This is a genomic window from Variovorax sp. PDC80, from assembly GCF_900115375.1.
Classification (GTDB): Bacteria; Pseudomonadota; Gammaproteobacteria; order Burkholderiales; family Burkholderiaceae_C; genus Variovorax.
In genome coordinates this window covers 175487-200511 of the sequence record NZ_FOWG01000001.1, presented here as the reverse complement: position 1 = coordinate 200511, position 25025 = coordinate 175487, and the positions used below count along the sequence as shown (strand labels likewise).

23 protein-coding genes are annotated in these 25025 nt (G+C 64.2%); 22 read left to right on the top strand and 1 reads right to left on the bottom strand.

Going from position 1 to position 25025, the window contains the following annotated elements:
* Positions 1-17: 17 nt before the first annotated feature.
* From BM109_RS00880 to BM109_RS00800, 18 genes are all read left to right on the top strand, one after another.
* Positions 18-905 carry a LysR family transcriptional regulator gene (locus tag BM109_RS00880; protein WP_093339688.1) on the top strand — a complete coding sequence of 296 codons (888 nt, stop codon included), beginning with the start codon at positions 18-20 and terminating at the stop codon, positions 903-905.
* Positions 902-1078, top strand: coding sequence for a hypothetical protein (locus BM109_RS41095; protein WP_177239213.1), 177 nt, complete (start codon positions 902-904; stop codon positions 1076-1078). The genes BM109_RS00880 and BM109_RS41095 overlap by 4 nt, the downstream gene beginning before the upstream one ends.
* A gap of 108 nt (positions 1079-1186) precedes the next feature.
* Entirely contained in the window at positions 1187-3220 is a 2034-nt protein-coding gene (locus BM109_RS00875) for a conjugal transfer protein TraG (RefSeq protein ID WP_093341193.1), read from the top strand.
* Complete coding sequence (locus tag BM109_RS00870; RefSeq protein WP_256222243.1) at positions 3217-3723, top strand: CopG family transcriptional regulator; 507 nt, start codon at positions 3217-3219, stop codon at positions 3721-3723. Before BM109_RS00875 ends, BM109_RS00870 begins: the two co-directional genes overlap by 4 nt.
* Complete coding sequence (trbB, locus tag BM109_RS00865; protein ID WP_093339685.1) at positions 3720-4757, top strand: P-type conjugative transfer ATPase TrbB; 1038 nt, start codon at positions 3720-3722, stop codon at positions 4755-4757. The genes BM109_RS00870 and trbB overlap by 4 nt, the downstream gene beginning before the upstream one ends.
* Entirely contained in the window at positions 4754-5113 is a 360-nt protein-coding gene (locus BM109_RS00860) for a TrbC/VirB2 family type IV secretion system protein (RefSeq protein WP_093339683.1), read from the top strand. Before trbB ends, BM109_RS00860 begins: the two co-directional genes overlap by 4 nt.
* 8 nt (positions 5114-5121) lie before the next feature.
* A complete protein-coding gene (locus BM109_RS00855; protein WP_093341191.1) occupies positions 5122-5388 on the top strand; it encodes a VirB3 family type IV secretion system protein in 267 nt (88 codons plus the stop codon).
* A 10-nt stretch (positions 5389-5398) separates the two neighbouring features.
* The gene (gene trbE, locus BM109_RS00850) at positions 5399-7837 is read left to right on the top strand and encodes a conjugal transfer protein TrbE (RefSeq protein WP_093339679.1); all 2439 of its coding nucleotides are present in this window, start codon (positions 5399-5401) and stop codon (positions 7835-7837) included.
* Positions 7834-8562 (top strand): P-type conjugative transfer protein TrbJ, encoded by a 729-nt coding sequence (gene trbJ, locus BM109_RS00845; RefSeq protein WP_093339676.1) that lies wholly within the window; start codon positions 7834-7836, stop codon positions 8560-8562. Before trbE ends, trbJ begins: the two co-directional genes overlap by 4 nt.
* A gap of 13 nt (positions 8563-8575) precedes the next feature.
* Complete coding sequence (locus BM109_RS00840) at positions 8576-8851, top strand: EexN family lipoprotein (protein ID WP_093339674.1); 276 nt, start codon at positions 8576-8578, stop codon at positions 8849-8851.
* Between the two features lie 4 nt (positions 8852-8855).
* Positions 8856-10226, top strand: a complete 1371-nt coding sequence (trbL, locus tag BM109_RS00835) for a P-type conjugative transfer protein TrbL (protein ID WP_093339671.1) — start codon at positions 8856-8858, stop codon at positions 10224-10226.
* A 12-nt stretch (positions 10227-10238) separates the two neighbouring features.
* Positions 10239-10946, top strand: a complete 708-nt coding sequence (trbF, locus tag BM109_RS00830; protein WP_093339668.1) for a conjugal transfer protein TrbF — start codon at positions 10239-10241, stop codon at positions 10944-10946.
* The gene (gene trbG, locus BM109_RS00825) at positions 10943-11974 is read left to right on the top strand and encodes a P-type conjugative transfer protein TrbG (protein WP_093339665.1); all 1032 of its coding nucleotides are present in this window, start codon (positions 10943-10945) and stop codon (positions 11972-11974) included. The genes trbF and trbG overlap by 4 nt, the downstream gene beginning before the upstream one ends.
* Positions 11971-13236, top strand: coding sequence for a TraB/TrbI/VirB10 family type IV secretion system protein (locus tag BM109_RS00820; protein ID WP_177239212.1), 1266 nt, complete (start codon positions 11971-11973; stop codon positions 13234-13236). The genes trbG and BM109_RS00820 overlap by 4 nt, the downstream gene beginning before the upstream one ends.
* Positions 13233-13511, top strand: a complete 279-nt coding sequence (locus BM109_RS00815) for a DUF2274 domain-containing protein (protein ID WP_093339662.1) — start codon at positions 13233-13235, stop codon at positions 13509-13511. Before BM109_RS00820 ends, BM109_RS00815 begins: the two co-directional genes overlap by 4 nt.
* Before the next feature lie 155 nt (positions 13512-13666).
* Positions 13667-14746 carry a helix-turn-helix domain-containing protein gene (locus BM109_RS00810; RefSeq protein WP_218159342.1) on the top strand — a complete coding sequence of 360 codons (1080 nt, stop codon included), beginning with the start codon at positions 13667-13669 and terminating at the stop codon, positions 14744-14746.
* Complete coding sequence (locus BM109_RS00805; RefSeq protein WP_093339656.1) at positions 14746-15648, top strand: hypothetical protein; 903 nt, start codon at positions 14746-14748, stop codon at positions 15646-15648. Before BM109_RS00810 ends, BM109_RS00805 begins: the two co-directional genes overlap by 1 nt.
* A gap of 8 nt (positions 15649-15656) precedes the next feature.
* Positions 15657-17282, top strand: coding sequence for a DNA cytosine methyltransferase (locus BM109_RS00800; RefSeq protein ID WP_093339655.1), 1626 nt, complete (start codon positions 15657-15659; stop codon positions 17280-17282).
* Here the strand turns inward: BM109_RS00800 and BM109_RS00795 are convergent.
* Positions 17221-17715 carry a very short patch repair endonuclease gene (locus tag BM109_RS00795; RefSeq protein WP_093339652.1) on the bottom strand — a complete coding sequence of 165 codons (495 nt, stop codon included), beginning with the start codon at positions 17713-17715 and terminating at the stop codon, positions 17221-17223. The two genes, BM109_RS00800 and BM109_RS00795, sit on opposite strands and share 62 nt — an antisense overlap.
* A gap of 146 nt (positions 17716-17861) precedes the next feature.
* On the opposite strand from BM109_RS00795, the gene BM109_RS00790 reads away from it, so the two are divergent.
* Genes BM109_RS00790 through BM109_RS00775 form a run of 4 tightly spaced genes read left to right on the top strand, consistent with a single transcriptional unit; the run spans position 17862 to position 25015 of the window.
* Complete coding sequence (locus tag BM109_RS00790; protein WP_093339650.1) at positions 17862-19340, top strand: ATP-binding protein; 1479 nt, start codon at positions 17862-17864, stop codon at positions 19338-19340.
* A complete protein-coding gene (locus tag BM109_RS00785) occupies positions 19337-21988 on the top strand; it encodes a Z1 domain-containing protein (RefSeq protein WP_093339647.1) in 2652 nt (883 codons plus the stop codon). Before BM109_RS00790 ends, BM109_RS00785 begins: the two co-directional genes overlap by 4 nt.
* On the top strand, positions 21981-22946 hold the full coding sequence (locus BM109_RS00780; RefSeq protein ID WP_093339645.1) for a PD-(D/E)XK motif protein: 966 nt from the start codon (positions 21981-21983) through the stop codon (positions 22944-22946). Before BM109_RS00785 ends, BM109_RS00780 begins: the two co-directional genes overlap by 8 nt.
* Positions 22946-25015, top strand: a complete 2070-nt coding sequence (locus tag BM109_RS00775) for an AIPR family protein (RefSeq protein WP_093341188.1) — start codon at positions 22946-22948, stop codon at positions 25013-25015. The genes BM109_RS00780 and BM109_RS00775 overlap by 1 nt, the downstream gene beginning before the upstream one ends.
* Positions 25016-25025 lie beyond the last annotated feature (10 nt).

Here is a 25025-nt window from a genome sequence, read left to right as displayed (position 1 = left end):
GCTATGGCAAGGCGTGAATGATTGAATTTCGGCACCTTCGCTACTTCGTTGCCGTCGCCGAAGATCTGAGCTTTCGGCGCGCCGCCGAGCGCATCCACATCGACCAGAGTCCTCTGTCCCGGGCTATCCGGGATCTTGAGGAGGAACTCGGTGTTCCATTGCTCGTTCGCCTGCCGCGCAGGCTCCAGCTTACGCCGGCTGGGCTGCAGATGCTGACGGAATGTCGCAAGCTCCTGGTCCGGTTGGAGCGCGTCAAGAGGACAGTTCGACACACTCATGCCCTATATCGTGCGCCACTGTGCATCGGTGTGGCCGATGGCATCTCACAGCCAAGATTGTCCGAATGCATTAACCGCTGGCGCTTGGTTGCACCCGAGGTGCCGCTTGAGATCGCGGAAATGCGGGCTCGCGAATTGGCCAACGCGCTCAGGAACGAGGAAGTCGATTTGGGTTTCTCCTTCGGTGTACCGGAGGACGAAGCCATTGCCCAGACACCTGCATGGCGCTACAACGTCATGGCGCTACTGCCACGCCACCACGAACTTGCAGAGCGTTCGAAGATATTCCTGCCAGAACTGCTTGCGTTTCCGCTTCTGTCTTGCAACGAGGAGCGCGTGCCCGGCCTCTTCAGGCAGATGCGAACGATCGTAGACAAGCACAAGGAGCAGGTGACCTTTGCGGGGGCTGCCAGCACGCTTTCAGGGTATGTGATCCGCATTGCAGCGGGAGCGGGTGTGGGTCTGGCCGATGCCGGTCACACATGGGCGCTGCAGCGTGACGACGTGCTCGCGGTGCCGCTGGCAGAGGAAGAACACATCACCACGTTCGTGCTTCACAAGCACCAGCGCTTTGGAATCGCCGAGCCGCTGCAGCGGTTCCTCGCCCACATCCGCACTTTGTCATGAAAGTTACCGTCCGCGGCGATCTTGCGCATGCCAGCGCCGAATCGGTCTTGGACGCCGGGCTTCTTGCCGGGGATGCTTACGGTCTGAAAGGCTGGGGCAATTCCGGCCTCGGCTTCCTGGAATCCAGCCAGCCGACTGCGTTTTCTCGCGACGTACCCGCCAGCCTTCGCTGAGCTACGCCCTCGCGGGTGTACCGCGCGGCCCATCGATTCCAGACTCGTGCGATGCGCGCCATCGGGCGCACATACGCACGGCGCAATCAAGCGCCGAAGGGAATGGACATGGAAGTTCGATCCGGAAATGGCGAAGGCGGGACGTCGAGCGTCCAGACGGGCATCCTGCTCGGCCAGATCGCGGCCGTGCTCGGTGTGACGCTGGGCGGCGTATGGGGTGCCACCCAATGGACGGCCCATGTGCTGGGGTATCAGCCGCGGCTGGGGCCGGCCTGGGCTGACGTCGCGGGCTTGCCGGTCTACGAGCCCTGGAAGCTGTTCGAGTGGTGGTACTGGTACGACGCCTACGCGCCGGATATCTTCCTGCGCGGCGGAGCCATCGCTGCGGCTAGTGGCCTGCTCGCCACGGGCGTGGCCATCGGCATGGCAGTGTGGCGCTCGCGCGTGGCCCGGCGCGTCACTACCTATGGCTCCGCCCGCTGGGCAGACCGCGAAGAGATTCTCAAGGCCGGCTTGATCGGCCCCGCCGGCGTCTTCCTCGGCCGCAAGGACGACAGCTACCTGCGCCATGCAGGTCCCGAGCACGTGATGGCATTTGCGCCGACGCGCTCGGGCAAGGGCGTGGGTTTGGTGGTGCCGACCCTGTTGTCCTGGCCGGGTTCGGCCGTGATCCACGACATCAAGGGAGAGAACTGGGCGCTCACCGCCGGCTGGCGGTCGCGCTTCTCGCACTGCCTGCTGTTCAACCCCACCGATGCGAAGTCGGCCGCATACAACCCGCTACTTGAAGTGCGCAAAGGCATGCACGAAGTGCGCGATGTGCAGAACATCGCCGACATCCTCGTCGATCCCGAAGGTGCGCTGGAGCGGCGCAACCACTGGGAGAAGACCTCGCATGCGCTGCTGGTCGGCGCCATCCTGCACGTGCTCTATGCCGGCGAGGACAAGACGCTGCGCGGCGTCGCCAACTTCCTGTCCGACCCGGTGTGCCCCTTCGAGGTCACGCTTCATCGGATGATGACGACGAAGCACCTGGGCGACAGCCCGCATGGAGTCGTTGCATCCGCGGCGCGGGAAGTCCTCAACAAGAGCGACAACGAGCGTTCGGGCGTGCTGTCCACGGCCATGAGCTTCCTCGGCCTGTACCGCGATCCCACCGTGGCAGAAGTCACCTCGCGCTGCAACTGGCGCATCGCGGACCTGACCTCTGCGCAGCATCCGGTGTCGCTGTTCCTTGTAGTGCCGCCCTCGGACATCAGCCGCACCAAACCGCTGATCCGCCTCATCCTCAACCAGATCGGCCGGCGCCTCACCGAATCGCTCGACGGTTCCGACGGCATCGCGCGCAAGCACAAGTTGCTGCTAATGCTCGACGAGTTTCCGGCGCTCGGGCGCCTGGATTTCTTCGAGTCCGCGCTGGCCTTCATGGCCGGCTACGGCCTACGCGCCTTCCTGATCGCCCAGTCGCTCAACCAGATCGACAAGGCCTACGGCCAGAACAATTCCATTCTCGACAACTGCCACGTACGCATCGCCTTCGCCACCAATGACGAGCGCACGGCCAAGCGCATCTCGGACGCGCTGGGCACCGCCACCGAGCTGCGCGCGCAGCGCAACTACGCCGGCCACCGGCTCGCGCCGTGGCTCGGCCATCTGATGGTGTCGCGCCAGGAGACGGCGCGGCCGCTGCTCACGCCCGGCGAAGTGATGCAGCTTCCGCCCGACGAGGCTGTGGTGATGGTCGCGGGCCATGCACCAATCAAGGCGCGCAAGATCCGCTACTACCTCGACCGCAACTTCACGGTGCGCTTGAAGCCCGCGCCGCTGCTCACCGCTGCCGGCCACTATGCAGACGCCCCGGCGCCGCGGGCCGACGACTGGAGCGGGCTTGCGCCGCTGGCCGCGCCCATCCTGGACATGGCGCTGGCAGGCCAGGCCGGCACCGTCGATGACGGCGGCCGCCCGCATCAGCCCGAGCTGGACGAGGTGGCCTACACGCCTCAGCCCGAGCCCGGTGCCGACGACATTGGCCTGCTCGACGACGACGACTCGCCGCTTCCCCTGCCGACGCAGCTCGACCCGCGCCTGCAGCGTGCTGCGCGGCTGGCTGCACTCGACCCCGATGATGGGATCGCACTATGAGCCGCGCTCGCCTGAACGTCTTTCTGGAGCGTGACCACGCCCGCCGGCTTGACGAGCTGGCCACGATGAAGGGTCTCTCCAAGTCCTCGATCATCGCCGCCGCGCTGTCCTCGTTCCTCTCGCCCGATAGCGGCGACCAGCGCGAGGCCGCCATCGGCAAGCGGCTGGACCGCCTCTCGCGCCAGTACGACAAGCTCGAACGCGACCAGAACATCCTCATCGAGACCGTGGCGCTGTACGTGCGCTACTTCCTGACCGTCACCACGTCCATTCCCGAAGCACATCAGGAAGCCGCGCGCGCCCAGGGCCGCGCCCGCTTCGAGCAGTTCATCGAACAGCTTGGCCGCCACCTGCTGCGTGGGCGCAGCCTGGTCAAGGACGTGTACGAGGAGATCCAGCCCGAAGACAGCCAGTTCTTCGGGTGGGGTGATCCTGTGGGGACACCCCCTGGAGACGGTCGGCCGGCGACTCCGGCCGGCAGCAAACCGGAGGCGGCTTCATGACTGGAGCGCCGCGCGAGCCGATCAAGCCCGTCGCGCCGGCCTCGCTGGCGCTGGACCGTCGCATCCGCATGCTGCGCACGGCGATGGGACCGGAAATCGCGCAGGCGCTGGCCGATCCCGATGTGGTCGAAGTGCTGCTGAACCCCGATGGCTCGCTGTGGCTGGATCGGCTGGGTAGCGGCCGCGCACCGATGGGTGTCACGCTGTCGCCGGCCGACGGCGAACGCATCATCCGCCTGATCGCCGCGCACGTGCGCGCCGAGGTCCACGCGGACAAGCCGCTGCTGACCGCCGAGCTGCCCGAGACCGGCGAGCGCTTCGAAGGCGCGCTGCCGCCGGTCACGCCGGGACCCGTGTTCGCGCTGCGCAAGCGCGCCGTCGCGCTGATCCGCCTGGAAGACTATGTAGCGGACGGCATCCTCACGGACGGCCAAGCCGCGTTCCTGCGCGCGGCCGTGCGCGACCGTCAGAACATCCTGATCGCTGGCGGCACCAGCACCGGCAAGACTACGCTCGCCAACGCGTTGCTCGACGAGGTGGCCGCCACCGGCGACCGCGTGATCGTGCTTGAAGACACGGTGGAGCTGCAATGCACGGCGCACGATCACGTACCGCTGCGCACGCGCCCTGGCGTGGTCAGCATGACCGAGCTCGTGCGCTCCACGCTGCGCCTGCGACCGGACCGCATCGTCGTCGGCGAGGTGCGCGGCCCTGAGGCACTGGACCTGCTCAAGGCCTGGGGAACGGGCCACCCGGGCGGCATCGCCACTGTGCACGCGGGCTCGGCGGTGGGCGCGCTCACGCGTCTCGAACAGCTCGTGCAGGAGGTGTCGATGAACGTGCCGCGCGCGCTGATCGCCGAGACCATCAACGTCATCGTCTTCATCGCCGGGCGCGGCCGCACGCGCCGCGTCGAGGCCATCGCGCGTGTCCTCGGTCTCGACGCAAACGGCTACCAGCTCAGCTACGAGCTGGCGCCCGCGCCATTGCCATCGTTTCCCTCACTGCCGTCACTTCCAGGAGAGCCGTCATGACGACTTCGCGCATTTCCGTAAATCCGTTTCTGCACACCGGGCGCCCGCGTCCCGCACTGCAAATTTTGTTGCTGGCTGCGCTGCTGCTGGCGTTCGCGGTGCCCGCGCACGCGGCCGGCTCCAACATGCCCTGGGAGGCGCCTCTGCAGTCCATCCTCGAATCCATCCAGGGGCCGGTGGCGCGCATCGTCGCGGTGATCATCATCATCGCCACGGGCCTGACGCTCGCCTTCGGCGACACCAGCGGGGGCTTCCGCAAGCTGGTGCAGATCGTCTTCGGGCTGTCGATCGCATTCGCCGCGTCGAGCTTCTTCCTGTCGTTCTTCTCGTTCACCGGCGGGGCGGTGCTGGCATGAACCCGCACATGAACTCGCATGATGTGCCGGGCTTCGAAGTTCCTCTGCATCGATCCCTGACCGAACCCATCCTAATGGGCGGCGCGCCGCGCACCGTGGCGATCGCCAACGGCACGCTCGCAGCGGCGGTGGGCCTGGGCCTGCAGCTCTGGATTCCGGGCGTCGTGCTCTGGATCGTTGGCCATTCGCTCGCGGTGTGGGGTGCGCGCGCGGACCCGCAATTCATGCAGGTGTTCGCGCGGCACATCAAGCACCGTGTGCTGCTGGATACCTGAGGGCAACGGCATGATCAACCTCGCAGAGTACCGGCAGCGTCCCGCGCTGCTTGCCGACTGGTTGCCGTGGGCCGGTCTCGTCGCGCCCGGCGTGGTGCTGAACAAGGACGGCTCGTTCCAGCGTACCGCGCGCTTCCGCGGCCCCGACCTGGACAGCGCGACCGCTGGTGAGCTAGTGGCCACCACCGCGCGTCTGAACAATGCGCTGCGTCGGCTGGGTTCGGGCTGGGCGCTGTTCGTCGAAGCCGAACGGCGTGAGGCTGCGGACTATCCGCGATCGGCCTTCCCGGAGCCGCTGTCTTGGCTGGTGGATGAGGAGCGCCGCGCCGGGTTCGAGGAAGCCGGCAGCCACTTCGAGAGCCGCTACCACGTGACCCAGCTCTACCTGCCGCCCGAGGAATCGCGCTCGCGCGCCGCGGGCCTGCTCTACGAGAACGCCGGCGAGACGCGCGGCCAGCGCCGCGTCGATTGGCGCGAGCGCATGCAGGGCTTCGTCGCCGAGACTGAGCGCTTCCACGGCCTGCTCGAAGGCGTGATGCCCGAGATCGGTTGGCTGGACGATGCACAGACGCTCGCGCACTTGCACGCCAGCGTGTCCACGCGCTGGCAGGCGGTCGCAGTGCCCGAGGTGCCGATGCACCTCGATGCGCTGCTCGCCGATGAAGCGCTGACGGGCGGCCTGGCGCCGATGCTGGGTGCGCGGCACATGCGCGTGCTCACGGTGCGTGGCTTCCCGACCTCGACCTGGCCGGGCCTGCTCGACGAGCTGAACCGCCTGGGCTTCGCCTACCGCTGGAGCACGCGCTTCCTGTTCCTCGACAAGGCCGAGGCCGAGCGCGAACTGGGCCGGCTGCGACGCCAGTGGTTCGCCAAGCGCAAGAACATCGTCGCGCTGCTGCGCGAGACGATCTTCCAGCAGGAGTCGCCGCTGGTCGATTCGGACGCCGCAAACAAGGCAGCCGATGCCGATGCGGCGCTGCAGGAACTGGGCAGCGACGAGGTGGCCTACGGCTACGTCACGTCCACCGTGACCGTCATGGACACGAATGCGGCAGCGGCCGACGAGAAGCTGCGTGCCGCTGAGCGCGTCATCCAGGGGCGCGGCTTCGTGACGATTCCCGAAACGCTGAATGCCGTCGAGGCCTGGCTGTCCTCGCTGCCCGGCCATGCCTATGCCAACGTGCGTCAGCCCATCGTCTCGACGCTGAACCTCGCGCACCTGATGCCGGTGTCGGCGGTCTGGGCCGGGCAGGAGCGCAACGCGCATCTGGACGGCCCGCCGCTGATTGTCACCCGCACCGATGGCGCGACGCCGTTCCGGCTGGTTACGCACATCGGCGATGTGGGCAACACGTTGGTGGTCGGCCCCGTCGGCATGGGCAAGTCGGTGCTGCTGGCGACGATGGCACTGCAGTTCCGCCGCTACGCTGGCTCGCGCATCTTCGCCTTCGACATGGGCCGTTCGATCCGCGCCACCATCCTGGGCCTGGGTGGAGAGCACTATGACCTCGGCGTCGACGGCGACATCGCCTTCCAGCCGCTTGCGCGCATCGACCGTGAGGGCTACTGCACTTGGGCGGCCGAATGGGTCGAGGGCCGGCTGATCCACGAGGGCGTGGCCGTAGGTCCGGAGGAGCGCGAAGCGGTCTGGTCCGCGCTCGGCAGCCTGGCCAGCGCGCCCCTAGAGCAGCGCACGCTGACGGGCCTGTCGGTGCTGCTGCAGTCCAACATGCTGCGCCAGGCGCTCGCGCCCTACGTGCTGGGCGGAGCGCACGGCAAGCTGCTGGACGCCGACCACGACCGGCTGGGCGGCGCCGACGTGCAAGGCTTCGAGATGGAAGAGCTGATGCACAGCAAGGCCGCGGTGCTGGCCGTGCTGCGCTACCTGTTCGCCCGCTTCGAGGAACGGCTGGACGGCGCGCCGACGTTGCTGATCCTCGACGAGGCCTGGCTGTTCTTGGACGACCCGGTGTTCGCCGCGCGCATCCGCCAGTGGCTCAAGACGCTGCGCAAGAAGAATGCGTCAATCGTCTTCGCCACGCAGTCGCTCGCCGACGTGAAGGATTCGGCCATTGCGCCCGCGATCATCGAGAGTTGCGCGAGCCGCATCTTCCTGCCCAACCCGCAGGCCACCGAGCCGCAGATCCGCACGATCTACGAGGGCTTCGGGCTCAACAGCCGGCAGATCGGGATCGTCGCGCAGGCGCAGCCCAAGCGCGACTACTACTACCAGTCGCGTCTCGGCAACCGGGTCTTCGACCTGGACCTGGGGCCGGTGGCGCTCGCCTTTGCCGGCGCCTCGACGCCCGAACACCAGCGCGACATCGACGCCGTGGTAGCCGCGCACGGCGCACAGGACTTCGCAGCCCACTGGCTGCGCCACAGCGGCCTGGACTGGGCCACCGACCTCATCCCTTCGTTCCCCTCACTTCAGGAGATTGAGCCATGAAGAAGACCTTGCTGGCCGCCGCCGCGGCCATCCTCATCACGCTGGCACCCGGTGCATATGCGCAGTGGGTGGTGATCGACCCGACCAACCTCGCGCAGAACATCATGACGGCGGCCAACACGCTAGAGCAGATCAACAATCAGATCAAGCAGTTGCAGAACCAGGCGCAATCGCTGATGAACCAGGCGAAGAACCTGACGGGCCTGGACTTCAGCGCACTGGCCGAATTGCGCGCAACGCTCTCTGCGACTAACCAGCTCATCCAGCAGGCGCAGGGGCTGGCCTTCAACGTCTCGCAGATGGAGACCGAGTTCCGGCGCCTCTATCCCGAGTCGTACTCCGCAGCGACTTCGGGCACGCAGATGGCGCTCGACGCGCGCTCGCGCTGGCACAATTCGCTCGAAGCGCTGCGCACCACCACCAAGGTGCAGTCGCAGGCGGTGCAGAACTTCACAGCCGACGAACGCACGCTGACCGAGCTCGTGAACCGCAGCCAGTCGGCCGTGGGCGCGCTGCAGGCGATGCAGGCGACCAACCAGTTGCTGGCCCTGCAGTCGCGCCAGTCCATCCAGGCGCAGCAGCTCCAGATCACGCAGGACCGCGCTGCCGCGCTCGAACAGGCGCGCCAGGTCGCCGTGCAGGAGCGCGCCCGGGAGGTGCGCCGTCGCTTCCTGGGGGACGGCACGCCGTACACGCCCGCCGCCGTCAACTTCTACAGCAACTGAAGGAGAGGCCGCCATGCGACGAATCTTTCTCCTGACCCTGTGCGCGCTGGCGCTGGCCGCCTGCGACAAGAAGCCACCACCCATCGAGAGCGTCGAGTCGCTGGTTGCCAACCCCGAGCGACTGCGGGCGCTGCGCGAGGCCTGCAAGGCCGACCACGCCAAGGTCGGCGATGCGCAGTGCAACGCCGTGTCCGAGGCCACGCGGCGGCGCTTCCTCGGGCAGGGCCAGTCGCCGTATACCGGCGATCCGGTGAAGCCGCCGGCCGCCGCGTCGGCACCGAAGGATTGATGCGATGAACGACGTTGGCGTCATCGATCGCTTCCTCGATGTCTTCTCGCGCTACATCGACTCGGGCTTTGGCCTGCTCGGCGGCGAGGTCGCGTTCCTGACGGCGACGCTGGTGCTGATCGACATGACGCTCGCCGGCCTGTTCTGGGCCATGAGCAGCGCAAGCGGCGGTGGCAGCGACGACGTGATCGCCAAGCTGATCAAGAAGGTGCTCTACGTCGGTGCCTTCGCCTACATCATCGGCAACTTCAACGCGCTCGCGGGCATCGTCTTCCGCTCGTTCGCGGGCCTGGGGTTGACCGCCTCGGGTTCGGCGCTGACGCAGGCGCAGCTCCTGCAGCCGGGCCGCCTCGCGCAGGTCGGCATCGACGCGGGCCGGCCGATCATGACGCAGATCGGGGACCTGACCGGCTTCCCCGAGATCTTCGCCAACCTCGACCTGATCGTGGTTCTGGGCCTGGCCTGGCTTGTGATCATCGTGAGCTTCTTCGTACTCGCAGTGCAGCTATTCGTGACGCTGATCGAGTTCAAGTTGACGACGCTCGCCGGCTTCGTGCTCGTGCCCTTCGCGCTGTGGAACAAGACCAGCTTCCTCGCGGAGCGGGTGCTGGGCAACGTGGTGTCGTCGGGCATCAAGGTGCTGGTGTTGGCCGTGATCGTCGGCATCGGCACGGGCCTGTTCAGCGAGTTCACGGCGCCGCCGGGCACCGAGCCCAGCATCGACCACGCGCTGACCATCATGCTGGCCTCGCTCGCGCTGTTTGGCTTAGGCATCTTCGGGCCGGGCATCGCCACCGGGCTGGTGTCCGGCGCGCCGCAGCTCAGTGCCGGCGCGGCGGCTGGAACGCTGGTCGGCGGAGCAGGGCTCGCGGTCGCGGGCGGCGCCGCTGTTGCTGGCGCCGGTGCGGCGGTCGCGGCCGGTGCGCGCATGGCGCCCGGCGCGGCGCGCAGCGTGATCGGCGGTGCGGCGGCCGCCGGCCGTTCGGCCAGCACGCTTGCCGGCGGCGCGCGCTCGGCCTACCAGGCTGGGGCTGCGGCCTCGGGTGGCAGCGGCCTGCGCGCTGCCGGCGCGGGCCTGGCCAACGTCGCGCGCAGCGGTGCCGGCGCGGTTGGTGATCGAGTGGCAGCGGGCGCCAAGGCCATGCGCGACCGTGTGTCGAACTTCGTTGCCGATGCGGCCGCGCCACCGGCGGCTGCGGCCACTGCGGGGGCATCGACCGAAGCGCCCGCCGCGCCCAGCGCGCCGCCCGCCTGGACGCAGCGCCTCCAGCGTCAACAGCGCCTCGCGCACGGCGCGACCGTCGCTGCCCACACGCTGCGATCGGGCGATAGCGGCGGCAGCGGCGCCAATCCGAGCCTGCGCGACGACAGCTAAGGAGAACTCTTCATGCGATTCAAACGACCCCAGGTGCGCTACTCCGACACGCCGGCGCCCGTTACCCCCTACCAGGCCGCCGCGCAGGTGTGGGACGAGCGCATCGGCTCGGCCCGCGTGCAGGCGAAGAACTGGCGCCTGATGGCCTTCGGCAGCCTCACGCTCGCGCTGCTGATGGCCGGTGGCCTCGTGTGGCGCTCGGCGCAGTCCATCGTCACGCCCTACGTGATCGAGGTGGACCAGGCAGGCCAGGTGCGCACAGTCGGCGAGGCGGCCACGCCGTACCGGCCGGGCGATGCACAGATCGCGCACCACCTTGCGCGCTTCATCACCGACGTGCGTTCGCTGTCCATCGATCCCATCGTCGTGCGGCGCAACTGGCTGGAAGCCTACGACTACGCCACCGACCGGGGCGCGGCCACGCTCAACGACTACGCCCGCACCAACGATCCGTTCTCGCGCATCGGTCAGAACTCGGTGGCGGTGGAAGTGACCAGCGTCGTGCGTGCCAGCGATTCCTCGTTCCAGGTGCGCTGGATTGAGCGCGCTTACGTCAACGGCTCGCCGTCCACCACCGAACGCTGGACTGCGGTGCTTTCCATCGTGCTGCAGCCGCCGCGCACCGAGGAGCGGCTGCGCAAGAACCCCCTGGGCATCTACGTCAACGGTCTGTCGTGGAGCCGCGAACTCGATGCGAACGAAGGAGCGAAGAAACCATGAACCCGAAATTCCGCCTTTACGTGTTTCCGGCTCTGTTGATCGCAGGGCTTGTCGGCTGCGCCATGCAGGGCAAGCCGCCGCCGACCATCACGCTGGACGAACCCGTGCAAGCGCAACGCCTGCCCGAGCCGCCCGCGCCAATCGAAGTGGTGGAGGTGCCCAAGCCCTTGCCTCTGCCGGAGCAGATGAAGGCGCTGCCCTCGGCCGAAGCGCCGCCACCCGCCCCCGAGCCGGCCGACGAGAGGCTGCGCGTGTCCAAGGCCAACGACGAAGCCCGTATCGCACCTACGCGCGAGGGCTACGTCAACGCGATCCAGATCTGGCCCTTCACCGACGGCGCGCTGTACCAGGTCTACACGAGCCCTGGTCGCGTCACCGTCCTCGCCCTCCAAGAGGGCGAGGAGCTGGTGACGGTTTCGGCCGGCGACACCGTGCGCTGGGTCGTCGGCGACACGACCAGCGGCGCGGGGCCAAGCCAGCGCGTCCACGTCATGGTCAAACCCACCCGCACGGGCCTGAAGACCAACATGGTCATCACCACCAACCGGCGTACCTACCTGGTCGAGCTGTCCTCGACGCCGCAGGCTTGGATGGCATCCGTGTCCTGGGACTACCCGAAGGACCGCATGCTGGCGCTGCAAAAGCAGGCGCGCGAGGCGCAGGCCGCGGCGCCCGTTGATGCCGGCCTCTCACTGGAGAGCATCCGCTTCCGCTACGCGATCAGCGGCGACAGCCCGCCGTGGAAGCCACTGCGTGCCTTCGACGATGGCCAGAAGGTCTACATCCAGTTTCCCGGCGGCATCGCACAGGGCGAGCTGCCGCCGCTGTTCGTGATCGGCCCGCAGGGTGACGGCCAGCTCGTGAACTACCGCTTCCGCGCGCCGTACTACGTGGTGGACCGGCTGTTCGGCGCGGCCGAACTGCGCCTGGGCGGCTATGGAGGAGGCGGTGAAGGCGGCAAGGCCGAGGTGGTGCGCATCGAGCGCACCGACGGCGCGCCGCGCGCTTCGGGGGGCAGCGGATCATGAGCGGGGCCGCCGTCCAGCCCAAGGCCGACCCGGAGGTGATGGCGTTGCGCGCATCGCCGCGCCCGGTGGTCCGGCTCAATCGGCGCATGCTGGCAGTCATTGTCGGTGGGCTGGCCGCCGTGGTGCTCGGCGCGACCCTGTGGTCGCTGCAGCCGCACAAGCGCGAACGCAACCCGGCTGCCGAGTTGTACAACGTTGATCGCGTCGCCAAGGCGGAGAGCCTGGACCAGTTGCCCAAGGACTACGCCGGAATGCCGGCGCGGCCCGGAGTGCCCCAATTGGGCGAGCCGCTGCCGGGCGACCTGGGGCCGGCCATCGTGAAGTCGCAGCAGCCGATGGAGACGCGCGTGCCGGGCGGTGGCGTTTATCCGGCGCATGCGGCGCAACTGGCGGCCGAGGAGGCGGCACGCTCGGGGGTGTTCTTCCGCGCGACTGGCGGCGCCAGCGCCAAGCCTCCCCAGGCCGCGCCTGCCGGCGCGGCCCGCGCCGTGCAGCCTTTCGATGCGCTGGCCGGCGCCCTGGCTCCCGCAGCGGCGGCGCAGCCGGCCGACCCCACTGCCGTGCAGAACCGCCAGGATCAGAAAAAGGCCTTCGTCGCCAAGGCGGGCGACGTGGCCGCGCGCAACACTGGAAGCCTGCAGCTCCCGGTATCGCCGTACCAGGTCATGGCGGGCACCGTCATCCCGGCCGCGCTGGTGACGGGCATCAGCTCTGATCTGCCGGGGCAGGTCATCGCCAATGTGACCGAGGCGGTCTACGACACCGCCACGGGCCGCTACCTGCTGATCCCGCAGGGCTCGCGCCTGATCGGCCGCTACGACAGCCAAGTGGCCTTCGGACAGCGGCGCGTGCTGCTGGTGTGGACGCGGCTGATCCTGCCGGACACGTCTTCGGTGGCGCTCGACCGTTTGCCGGGTATCGATCCGGCTGGCTACGCAGGGCTCGAAGATGGCGTCGATTGGCATTGGGACCGCATCCTCGCGGGCGCCGCGCTGTCCACGCTGCTGGGTATCGGCGCCGAACTGGCCGCTCCAGAGACCCGCACGAACAGCGGCGGTACCGGCGACCGCGTGATCGTCGCCGGCCGTGAAAGTGCGCAGGACACGGTGAACCAGGTCGGGCAGGAAATCACAAAGCGCAACCTCAGCGTCCAGCCGACGCTCACGATTCGGCCCGGCTTTCCGATGCGCGTGATGGTCAACAAGGACCTGATCCTGCGGCCCTACCAGCCCTTGTTTTTCACCCGGGGCTCGTCGCAATGAGCACGGCCAAGCTGCGGCTCGGGCCGCTGCCCAAGGTCGAGCCGGTCAAGCTCACTGTCACCTTGTCGGCCGAGTTGAAGGCGACGCTGGACCGCTACGCGGCGCTGCATGCGCAGACCTACGGCGAGCGGGTGGATGTCGCGGCGCTGGTGCCGCACATGCTCGAAGCGTTCATGACGCGGGACAGGGGGTTCAAGCAGAGCAGGGGCAATACTGCGCAGCGACCTGATCGGACCGGGATGCCGCAGAGCTCCACAACTGAAGGCAGTGCTTGAGAAACTGTGTCTTGTCCGAGTTCACCCGGCGACGCTGCCGACGAGCGATCTGTGTTCCGATCAAATCTGGCAGATTCGCTGAGCAGCGAAAATGCCATCATTGTCGAATATTCGTGAAAATGGTATTATTCGCTGAGCAGAGAATAAGCCGTGCCATGACTGAATCAACCACCGCCGAACACGCACTGATCGAGCGGTTCCTGGATGCACTCCGGGAACTGCCGGATGTGCGCGCCGACATGGACGTGCGGGAGGCGGCCCCAGCGGGTCCCTACAAAGTCGATGCCGAGATCCATCTTAACGTTGCCGGCAAGCCGATCGTCCTGTTGGTCGAGGCGAAAAAGACCGCGTATCCCCGGGACGTGCGTCAAGTGCTGTGGCAATTCAAGGCGCTGCGTCAGGCATACCCGCCCGATGTCCAACATCTGCTGGTTGCAGAGTCCCTTTCGCCGGGCGCGAAGGACTTGCTCAAGTCGGAGCGCGTGGGTTACTACGACAGCGGTGGCAGTCTGTTCCTGCCGGCCCCGGGGGCCTATGTGTACATCGACAGGCCGCCACCGAAGTCCCTTGAGAAATCGGTGCGGTCGCTTTTTTCCGGGCGCCGCGCACAGGTGCTGCATGCGCTCCTGATTCACCATCAGGACTGGTTCGGCGTCACCGAGGTGGCAGAAAGGGCGCAGGTAGCGCCATCCACCGCCTCCGATGTGCTGAGTGAGCTCGAGCGCTTCGATTGGCTCGAATCCCGTGGGCAGGGTCCGGGCAAGGAGCGCCATCTGCGGGAACCCGGCGAGTTGCTTGACGCTTGGGCCCGGCAGCTCGCCGCTTCGCCTGCGCCGGTACTGCGCCGCCATTACGTGCCCGGTCTGAAGTCCGATGCCTTGCTCCAGCGCCTGGGTCAAGTCTTCGACGTGCATCAGGCCGCCTACGCGGTGAGCTACGAGGCCGCCGCGCAGCGCTATGCACCATTCCTGTCCGGCATCTCGCAGGTGCGTACTCGGCTGTTGCCGGGAGCGGGCGCCGATGCCGCGCTGACAGAACTGGATGTGCGCGTTGTCACCGAGGGGGCTAACCTTGTCGTCGTCGAGACGAAAACTGCGGGGGAGCTGCTGTTCCGCGAGCGGGTTGATGGCGTGTGGCTGGCGAGCCCAGTGCAGGTCTACCTCGACCTGTTGCGGGGTGAAGGTCGCGCCAAGGAGATGGCCGAGCACCTGCGCCGGGAAAGGATCGGATTTTGATGGTCAAGCCCGCAACGCTCGACGGCTACAGCGACCAGTACACGCTCGACTGCGAACGCGTCCTCGTGACGCTGCTGCGCGGGTTGGGGCCATGGAAGGACTCGGTCTATCTGGTCGGCGGGCTCACGCCACGTTATCTGGTGAAGGCTCGGCCTCCTTTCGTACCGGCGCATGCAGGGACGATGGATGTCGACATCGTGATTGATCTGCAGATACTGGCCAACACGGACGCTTATCACACGCTTGAAGAGAACCTGAAGAAGATGGGCTTCGAGCGTGCCGAGAACGACAAGCAACAAAAGCTCTCCTGGCGTTGGCAGACTCGCACCGAGCATGGAGCTCTCATGGTGCTCGAGTTTCTGGCGGACGCGCCGGAGATTGCTGGAGGCCGGGTGCAACCATTGCCGACCGACGGGACGATCTCGGCCATCAACATCCCGCACTCATCGATCGTGTTCGACCTGCACGAGGTCACCGAGATCGAGGCAGAGCTGCTGGGCGGCGGCGGGATCGCTGTCGAAAAGATCAAGCATGCCAACCTGATCAGCTTCTCATGCCTGAAGGCGTTCGCGTTCGATCAGCGTTTCGAGCGCAAGGATGCGCATGACCTGATCTATTGCCTGGAGCATGCCTCTGAAGGTGCTGATGCGGTGGTGCGGGCGTTTCGTCAAGCGCGTGAAGGCAAACACAGCGATGTTGTGAAAAACGCGCTGGACCTATTGCGTGCCCGATTTGCGCAGATTGGAGAGACCGAGGGTTATCGCAAGGACGGTCCGGTTGCGGTGGCCAAGTTTGAGTTGGGCGAAGGCGATGAGCCTGAGCAGCGAGAGGCGAGGGCGCTGCGACAGCGCGAGGCCAGTGACGTCGTTGAACGACTCCTCGCACGAATTGAACATCAGTAAGGTAGAGCATGCCGATTCCCATAATTGATCTCTTTGCAGGACCGGGAGGGCTTGGGGAAGGATTTGCCTCCCTCAAGGGACACGGCGGGAAGGCGTTTTTCGAGATCGGCCTTTCCATCGAGAAGAATCCTGTCGCCCATCGAACGCTGACTCTGCGTGCGGTGTTCAGGCGTCTCCGTGGAACCAAGGATGTAAAGCACTACTACAGCTACATACGCGGCGAAATCGATGAGACAGCCTTTCGCAGAATTCCTGCCGTCGCCGCTGCCTTTGCGCATGCGGAGACAGAAGCCAGATGCCTGGAATTGGGGCAGTCCGATGAAAATGGCATCGACAGCGAAATCCGAGCAGCGTTGCAGGGGCAGGAAACCTGGGTACTGATCGGGGGGCCACCCTGTCAGGCGTACTCTCTTGCGGGCCGTTCGAGACGTGCCAATGACAAGACCTTCCACAAGGACGAAAAGCACTTTCTTTACCAGGAATACCTGAGGATCATCAGGGTCCACCGTCCCACCATATTCGTGATGGAGAACGTGAAGGGACTATTGTCCTCGCAGCACTCCGGCAATCCGATGTTCGACAGGATCATTGCGGATATTTCGATGCCTGCTGAAGGGCTTGAGTACGAGATTCGCTCCTTCATCAAGGCCGGCGACGGCGAGAACCTGGAGCCCGTCGACTACGTCATTCCCTCGGAGCGCTACGGGATTCCACAGAACAGGCATCGAGTGATTCTGCTCGGTGTCAGGAAGGACGCCGGACTGCCTCGGCACCAGTTGCTGACGCCGGTCCCAAGGCCCGTCACGGTCAGGCAGACCATCGATGACCTTCCTCGCATTCGAAGCCGCCTGTCCCGTGGCGACTCACTTGAGGCATGGCGCAAGGCTGTTCAGGCAGCGCCAGCCTACGTCAAGGGATGGCGAACGGATAACGAGAGCAGCATGATCGAAACGATGCGAGTGTTTGCCACCGCGGCGACGAGTACGGCGACTGGGGGCGCATTCATTGCCCGGGATTACAGGCGACCGAAGAAGCCCACTGAACTTCAGCAGTGGCTACACGACAGAAGTCTCGGGGGGGTCTGTCAGCATGAGGCGCGATCCCACATGGACTCGGACCTTGCCCGATATCTTTTCTCGGCCTGCTTCGCGCATTCCTGGGGTTACTCTCCACGACTGGACGTTTTTCCTCCCAAGCTGCTTCCCGATCACATCAATGTGCATGTTGAACGAGGAACCGAAGCCATTCCATTCAAGGATCGCTTCCGGGTTCAATGCAGGAATGAGCCGGCAGCCACCGTGGTGGCGCACATTGCCAAGGATGGCCACTATTACATCCACTACGACCCTGCTCAGTGCAGAAGCCTGACGGTCAGGGAGGCCGCACGCCTCCAGACGTTTCCCGACAATTACTTTTTTTCGGGCAATCGCACCGAGCAGTACACCCAGGTCGGAAATGCAGTTCCCCCGTTGTTGGCTCACAAGTTGGCGAAGGTCGTGCGCGGCCTCCTGAATCAGATGAGCAGAAAGAAACGGCGAGAAACGGGTGACTCTCCGCGAAAGAGTCGGACGGCTACTGCGAGCCAGCTGCCGGCGAGGCAGGTTCAGATTCCGCTGCTTGCGGAAGCGAACTAGAGCCGACGATCAGGCAAGCCTCATTGCCATGCAGCCATTTCTCAACGATCTGCGCGGTGTGATCGATCGACTGCTTCAGGGAGCATTCCCAGACGACAGCCACACGCCATCCAAGGTTGTGAAGCATTGCTGCATGGCGCGCGTCCCGGTCGATATTTCCCTGGAATTTCTGCTTCCAGAATTCGCTGTTCGCCTTTGGCGTGGTGGTGTAGCGACAGCCTTCGTGCCGGTGCCAGAAACAGCCGTGAACGAATATCACCGCCCTGTGTTTCGAGAACACCAGATCGGGAGAGCCCGGCAGATTTCGGACGTGAAGCCTGTACCGAAATCCCCTGGCGAACAAAATGGAGCGAAGCATCCGTTCAGGCCAGGTATTTTTCCCGCGAATGCTCGACATCATGCGGCTGCGCTGAGGAGTGGTCGGGAGGCGCATGGGCTTCAGTGCGTTCTGCCTAGGTGTTTGCGGCGGCAATCACAAGCTTACAACGCAAATTCCACCGCTGGAAAAACCAACACTGGGTGCGGCAGTCGGAAGCCTGCCGTGAACCCGATCCGCGACAAGTCGCAAGGGGGAGGCTGATGGCGCGCGATCACTATCATCCGCCAAGTGCTGCATGCCTATCGGCATCGATGCGCGATCTTGGGTACTCGCTTGAGACAGCGATTGCCGATTTGATCGACAACAGTATTTCTGCAGGCGCAGATGCCATCGACATCATCTGCGATCTGTCCGGTGCGCAGCCTTTGGTGGTCATTCTGGACAACGGAAGGGGAATGACGGAGCCCGAACTCCTCGATGCCATGCGCCACGGGACGACAAACCCAAGGCAGCAGCGGTCACCACGGGATCTGGGGCGTTTTGGTCTCGGGCTGAAGACGGCATCCTTCTCGCAGTGCCGGTCGTTGACAGTCGTCAGCGCGAGGGAAGGAGTGCTCTGCGGAGCAGAATGGAACCTCGATCGCATCGATGCCGCCGACGAATGGATCCTGTCCATCCTGGACGATGCGGATATCAATGCGCTGCCATACCTCGATCGCATCGGCGGTCACGGTACCGCTGTTGTCTGGCGCGAGCTTGATCGATTCTCTGAAGACGAAGCTGGCGACCGTCGGGGCGAGATCATCAGCGAGAAGCTGGATGCCCTGGGCAGGCATCTATCGCTTGTCTTTCATCGATTTCTCGCAGGTGACGTCAAGGGCTATCCAAGGACTTCCATCGCGGTCAATGGCCATGCGGTCGAGGCTTTCGATCCCTTCTGCCGAAAGAACCCGGCCACTCAGCTGCTTCCGGAGGAGGTTGTCCGCATCGGTGAAGCCGAAGTTCGTCTGCAGCCGTACGTGCTGCCGCATCACACCAGGCTGACCGCTCGCGAGTATGACTTCTATCAGAGCCGCAGCGACTTCATTTCGAATCAGGGGGCCTACATCTACCGGAATGGCCGTCTGATGGCGTGGGGTGACTGGTTCCGGTTGGTGCCGAAGGGGGAAGCTACGAAGCTGGCCAGGGTTCAGATCGACTTTCCTAACAGTTTGGACGAAGCCTGGACCATCGACATCAAAAAGTCGCGTGCCCGCCCGCCCCACGCAGTGCGGGAGAGGCTGCGCCAGATCATTGCCAGAATCACTGCCCGCAGCGTGACCGTTCATCGCGGCCGCGGCCAGAAGCTCTTCCAGGAGAGCGATGCGCCGCTGTGGGAGCGTTACGCGGATCATGGGGGCATTCGGTTTGCGATAAATGCGCAGCACCCTCTCATTCTCTCGTTGAGCACAAAACTGAAACCCGAGGACGCGAATTCACTGCGGGTTCTGCTCGACTCAATCGCAGCATCCCTCCCCGTCGAGATGATCTACTCCGACTACTCGACGCATCCCCGGGAGGTGAGCCAAGCGGCAGTCGACAACGACCTCACGATTGACCGCCTGAGAAGTCTCAAGCAGGTGCTCTATGGCGACGGACCAGGCGACCCGGACGCATTTCTTCAGATTGTGCGATCCACCCATCTGTTCGAGGGACAGATCGAGGCAGCCAAGACATTTATCAACGAGGCCTTCACATGAGCGGACCAGTCATCACAGAAGAACGGAATATCGCGAATGCGCTCATCTCGGGCCTCGCCAACATGAAGGAGACGCCGACGCGCGAGCAGGTCGAGAAAAAAGCGGAACAGATCGCCGAACTCTTCGGATATACGGGCGATCTCCGGAACATCATCACCGAGGCGATGATCTCGGTTGACACGCGCATGGGGGCCGGCGTGTCGCTGGTCGATCCCGCCGCGAAGCATGACGACCAGTGGGTTCGCAAGCGTGAGGACATCACCTGGACCTATGCGAACGCCTACGAGAAATTCCTGCGCGAGGAAGGATGGCCACCTCGGATGGTGCAATCGCTGAGCGACGTGACGGGTCGGATTCTTGGGCACCTGCAGGATCCTAAGAGCGAGGGGACGAACTGGAATCGTCGTGGCCTTGTCATCGGCCATGTGCAGTCAGGCAAGACCGCCAACTACACCGGCCTGATTGCGAGGGCGGCCGACGCCGGCTACAAGTTCATCATCGTCACCGCCGGCATTCACAACAACCTGCGCAAGCAGACGCAGGAGCGCGTTGACGAAGCCTTCATCGGCCGATCGAGCGACCCGGAGGATCGCAAGACGATTGGCGTCGGATTGGACCCCGGCTATCCGCATCCGGCAACCCTCACGAACATCAACGAGGACTTCAACAAGAACACGGCCGCCAAGAGCGGCTGGAAGATCAACGATTTCAGCAAGCCGATCATTCTTGTCATCAAGAAGAACGTCACCACGCTGACCGCGCTTCACAAGTGGCTCAAGGAGCTCAACGCCTCTGGAGACGGACGGATCTCCGATGTGCCGATGTTGCTGATCGACGACGAAGCCGACAACGCGTCCATCAACACGAACAAGGAAGATCTCGACCCGACGCGCACGAACGCCATGATCCGGCGCATTCTTGGTCTCTTCGCGAAATCTTGCTACGTCGGCTACACCGCCACTCCTTTCGCGAACATCTTCATCAACCCCGATTCCTACGATGATGACGTTCGGGATGAACTGTTTCCGCGCGACTTCATCTATTGCCTCGACGCGCCGACGACCTATTTTGGCGCAGAGAAGGTGTTCCTGAACGAGGAGTCCAGCCAGTCGATCGTGCGACCGATCGACGATTGCGAAGATCTCATTCCCTATACGCACAAGAGGGACCATCCGATCGCCGAACTGCCTCCGAGCCTGTATCGGGCCATGGACGGATTTATCGTGGCGCGCGCAATCCGGAACCTGCGCGGGCAGGCGAGCAAGCACTGCTCAATGATGGTCAATGTGTCGCGTTTCGTGCCCGTGCAGCGGGCGGTGCGGGAGTTCCTCAGCCTGCGAGAGAAGAAGATCAGAGAGGCCGTGCGGGCCAACTACAGGATGCCCGAGTCCGCATCCTCCGCGAACGTCTACATGCGGGGCCTGAAACAGGCCTTCGACGACGAGTATGCCGATGCCGGGTTCACCTGGGAGCAGGTCAAGACCGCCCTCGACGGTGTGTTCGAACATCTCCACCTCTACGTCATCAACAGCAAGAGCGACGAGGTGCTCGACTTCACAAAGTATGAAAAGGAGGGAGTCGGGCTCACAGCCATCGCCGTCGGTGGTCTGAGTCTGTCCCGTGGCCTGACCATCGAGGGGTTGACGGTCAGCTACATGTACCGCAACACGAAGATGTACGACACGCTCATGCAGATGGGCCGCTGGTTTGGCTATCGGCCGGGCTTCGAGGATCTTTGCCGCGTCCATCTTTCGCGTGATTCCATCAATTGGTATTCGCACATCGCGTTGGCGGCCGAAGAACTGACTCAGCAGGTCAAGCGCATGCGTCGCGATGGGCTCAGTCCGCGCCAGTTCGGGCTCTATGTCCTGGCCCACCCCGACAGCCTGCTGATCACTGCCGCCAACAAGATGCGCGCCGGCGAGAAGGTGAAATTCCGGCAGAACTTCAGTGGCCGCATGCTGGAGAGCTACATCGTTTCCACCGACAGCGATGTGAATGAGGCGAACTTCGCCCTGATCGAGCAATCCTGGCGTGAAGGCTTCGGCGGCCGTGAGCCGATGGACACTGGTAAGGGAGTGATCTTCCGCGACGTCGACACCGAGCGGATCGAGGACTTCCTGATCGCCTTTCAGGCGCACAGCCAGTTCGCCGATCGCAAGGCGGATATCGTCGCCTATCTGCGCACTCTCGCCGACCAGCATGCAGTCGGCGATGTGCTGCTGATCTCGCCGGGCAATGGAGACGGCAAGCCGCATACGTTGAACGGCCAGTCCCGCGTTGTCGGCGATCGCCAAGGCTCCGCTTGGCGGCTGAACAAGGACCGCGTGGCCTCGCGCGGGGACGAGAAGCTGGGCCTTGCCGAGGAACAGAAAGCGGCGGCCGAGGCCGCGGCCGCGTCTGGAGACAGCCCGGTTGCGGCCTCGGATACCCACTATCGCGAGGTTCGAAGGAAGCCGCTCCTCATGATTCACAGCCTTGATCCGCACGGCGATGACAAGGTCAAGGGTCCTGTCGCGGCCTTCGGCGTCAGCTTCCCGCCCGGCCACTATGAGACCGAGATCGAGGTCGTCGCAAACCGGGTATGGCTGGAGCGGATGCAGGGTGTGCCGGACGACCCGGACGAAGAGGAGGACTACGATGCCTGAGTCGTCACCGTGGGATGGCATCGGCGTTCCGGGGGCGGACTTCAATGTCCGCCAGGTCATGGGCAACACGGTCGTGCCATGCTTCTGGGGAAGGGACAGAAACGGTGCCTGCCTTTTCATCGTGGAGTTGCAGGGCGATCACACGGGGCAGTATCGGAAGAATGCCGTGACTGTGAACGGCATCGACGTGGATCTTCGCGGCGGCGATGCAGGTCGGCAGCGCCTGGTTCTCGCCCTGGAGAAGGAGGTCGACCGAGACCTCTTCGAGGGGCTCTGCCGTACTCTCGCTTCCGCGCTGGAGCACGCGACCGATTCCGTGAGTTCGCTCGCCGTTGCACTGGCGCATCTCCGCCGGTGGAAGACCTTTCTGTCCGGGCGAGGTCAGCACCTGTCTGCCGAGGAGGTCCGAGGCCTCTTTGCTGAGATCACCTTCCTGCTGGAGCTGTTGGACCGGCCTGTTCCAGCCGTTGCGGCGCTCGAAGCCTGGCTCGGCCCAGACAAGTCCCATCAGGACTTCATCTTCGGCAACACGGCCGTGGAGATCAAGTCGCTCTCGGGAGCCGAACGCAGTACTGTTCGCATCTCGTCAGAGGACCAGCTCGAATCGCTCAATGATGCATTGTTCCTGCGCATCTACCGGCTGAGCAATCTGCCGGATGCCGCAGGCGCGCGGTCGCTCAACGCAGCCGTCGCTGACGTTCAGGCACGGCTCGGCGAAGCGGAGGCCGTCGAGGCATTCGACCGCAAGCTGGTGGCGCATGGCTACGCGCCGCTGCCTGACTATGACGAGCCGACGTTCGTTATCGGCAGCGTGACCACTTATCGTGTCCAGGATGGGTTCCCGCGTCTGATGCGGTCGCAACTGTCGACGGGGATCGCCAGGGTGGCCTACGACATCAGGTTGGAGACCCTCACGCCGTACGAATGCGACAGTGCAGCCGTCTTTGGAGGGGAATGATGGAGCAGAGCAGCGAGGAATTCTTCCATGACTTCCGGCAGGAACTGCTGGCCAGTGCCGAGGCGAATGGCAGCTTTCAACTGTCCGAGTTCATGGAAACCGTCGCGAATGAGTTGATCGAGACGGGATTCGTCGAGGGCTTCGAACTCTGTGACTTCAAAGCACCGCGCGGAATGCGCGTGGATGGCTACTGGTTCAACGATGACGGGGTTCTGGATCTTTTCATTGCGGACTTCGATTCCCGCGGCGAGCTCGCATCCCTGATTCGGACGGATGTGGTGGCCACGTTCAAGCGTGTCACCAACTTCTTCGAGGCGAGCACCAACAAGGGATTGGCAGGTGAACTTGAGGTCACGTCGCCAGGGTACGGGCTTGCTCGGCAGATTGCCGATCGGAGAGGCTCGATCCGCCAACTCAATCTTGTGCTCTTCTCGGAGCGCGCTCTGAGCGAAAAGATCCAGGCCGTCCCCGACACGGAGGTGGCGGGAGTACCTACCAGCCACCACATCTGGGACATTTCACGCCTCCATCGTCAGCGGAGCTCTCGCGGTCACAAGGAGCCGCTCGACCTGGATTTCGAGCAGATGTTCGGCAAGGGCATCTCCTGCCTTCCTGCTCACCTCGGCGCAGAGGCCTACAAGTCATATCTGATGGTCATGCCGGCCGAAGTGCTGGCGGCCCTGTACGAGAAGTTCGGCGCCCGACTGCTCGAACAGAATGTGCGAACGTTTCTTCAGGCACGAGGAAACGTCAATCAGGGCATAAGGGCAACGATCCTGAATGAGCCGGGGATGTTCTTTGCCTACAACAATGGGGTCACGGCGACTGCGCAGAGCATCGAAACGAGGACGACAGATGCTGGTCTTGCGATCACAAGAATGCTCGACCTTCAGATCGTGAACGGTGGCCAGACCACTGCATCACTCTTTCATACGAGAAAGCGTGACCGAGCCGATCTGTCACAGATATTCGTTCAGATGAAGCTGTCCGTCATCGACAGCCAACAGAGCGAAACGGTCGTTCCGCGTATATCCGAATATGCGAACACACAGAATCGGGTCAATGCTGCAGACTTTTTCTCGAACCATCCATTCCATGTTCGGATGGAAGGGTTCTCAAGACGCATATGGGCGCCAGCGCAGAAGGGGGCGCAGCGTGAGACGAAGTGGTTCTACGAACGTGCGCGTGGACAGTATGCGGACGCTCAATCGAAGCTCACGCTTGGTGAGCAACGTCGCTTCAAGGTGGAACATCCAAAATCACAGATGTTCACGAAGACCGATCTGGCGAAGTTCGAGAATGTCTGGGATGACCATCCCAGGTGGGTCAACCTGGGTTCCCAGAAGAACTTTGCGCGATATGCAACCCGGATCGGCAGCGAGTGGGAAAAATCATCCGACGGGTTCAATGAGTTCTATTTCAAGCGAGCAGTCGCTCGCGGGCTCATCTTCCGCGCCACCGAGCGGATCGTGTCTGCACAGCCTTGGTACAACGGCGGATACCGGGCCAACATAGTGGCCTACACGCTGTCCATGCTCAGCGAACTTGCGAAGCGAAGGAAGGCGTGCGTGGACTTTCCGGGTATATGGAATGCACAGGGCGTCAACGCCGTGCTTGAAAGCTCCATTGCGGTCGTGTCCGGAGTCGTGAACGAGGACATCATCAGGCCGCCGGCTGGTATCTCGAATATCTCCGAATGGTGCAAGAGGGAAGCCTGCTGGACGCGGATTCAGACGCGCATTGAAGATGTCGAGAAGCTGCTCCCACCCGAGTTCTACGATCAGCTTCTGTCGATTGACGATCAGGCGGCGGAGGTCAGATCTGCCAAGCAGACCCAGAAGGTCGACAACGGCATCGAAGCTCAGCGGCATGTGCTGGCTGTTCCCGCGGGTGAGTGGGCTCGTCTTCATCAGGCGCTGATCGAAAAGGAGCTTCTTACGCCAAAGGAGTCCGGAGTTCTCAGGATAGCCATGCAGATCCCTGCGAAGCTTCCCACCGAAAAGCAGTGTGCGATTCTTCTCGATGTCCTTGGCAGAGCGCGCGCGGAAGGCATCGTGGTTGAGAGGTAAGTACTTGGCG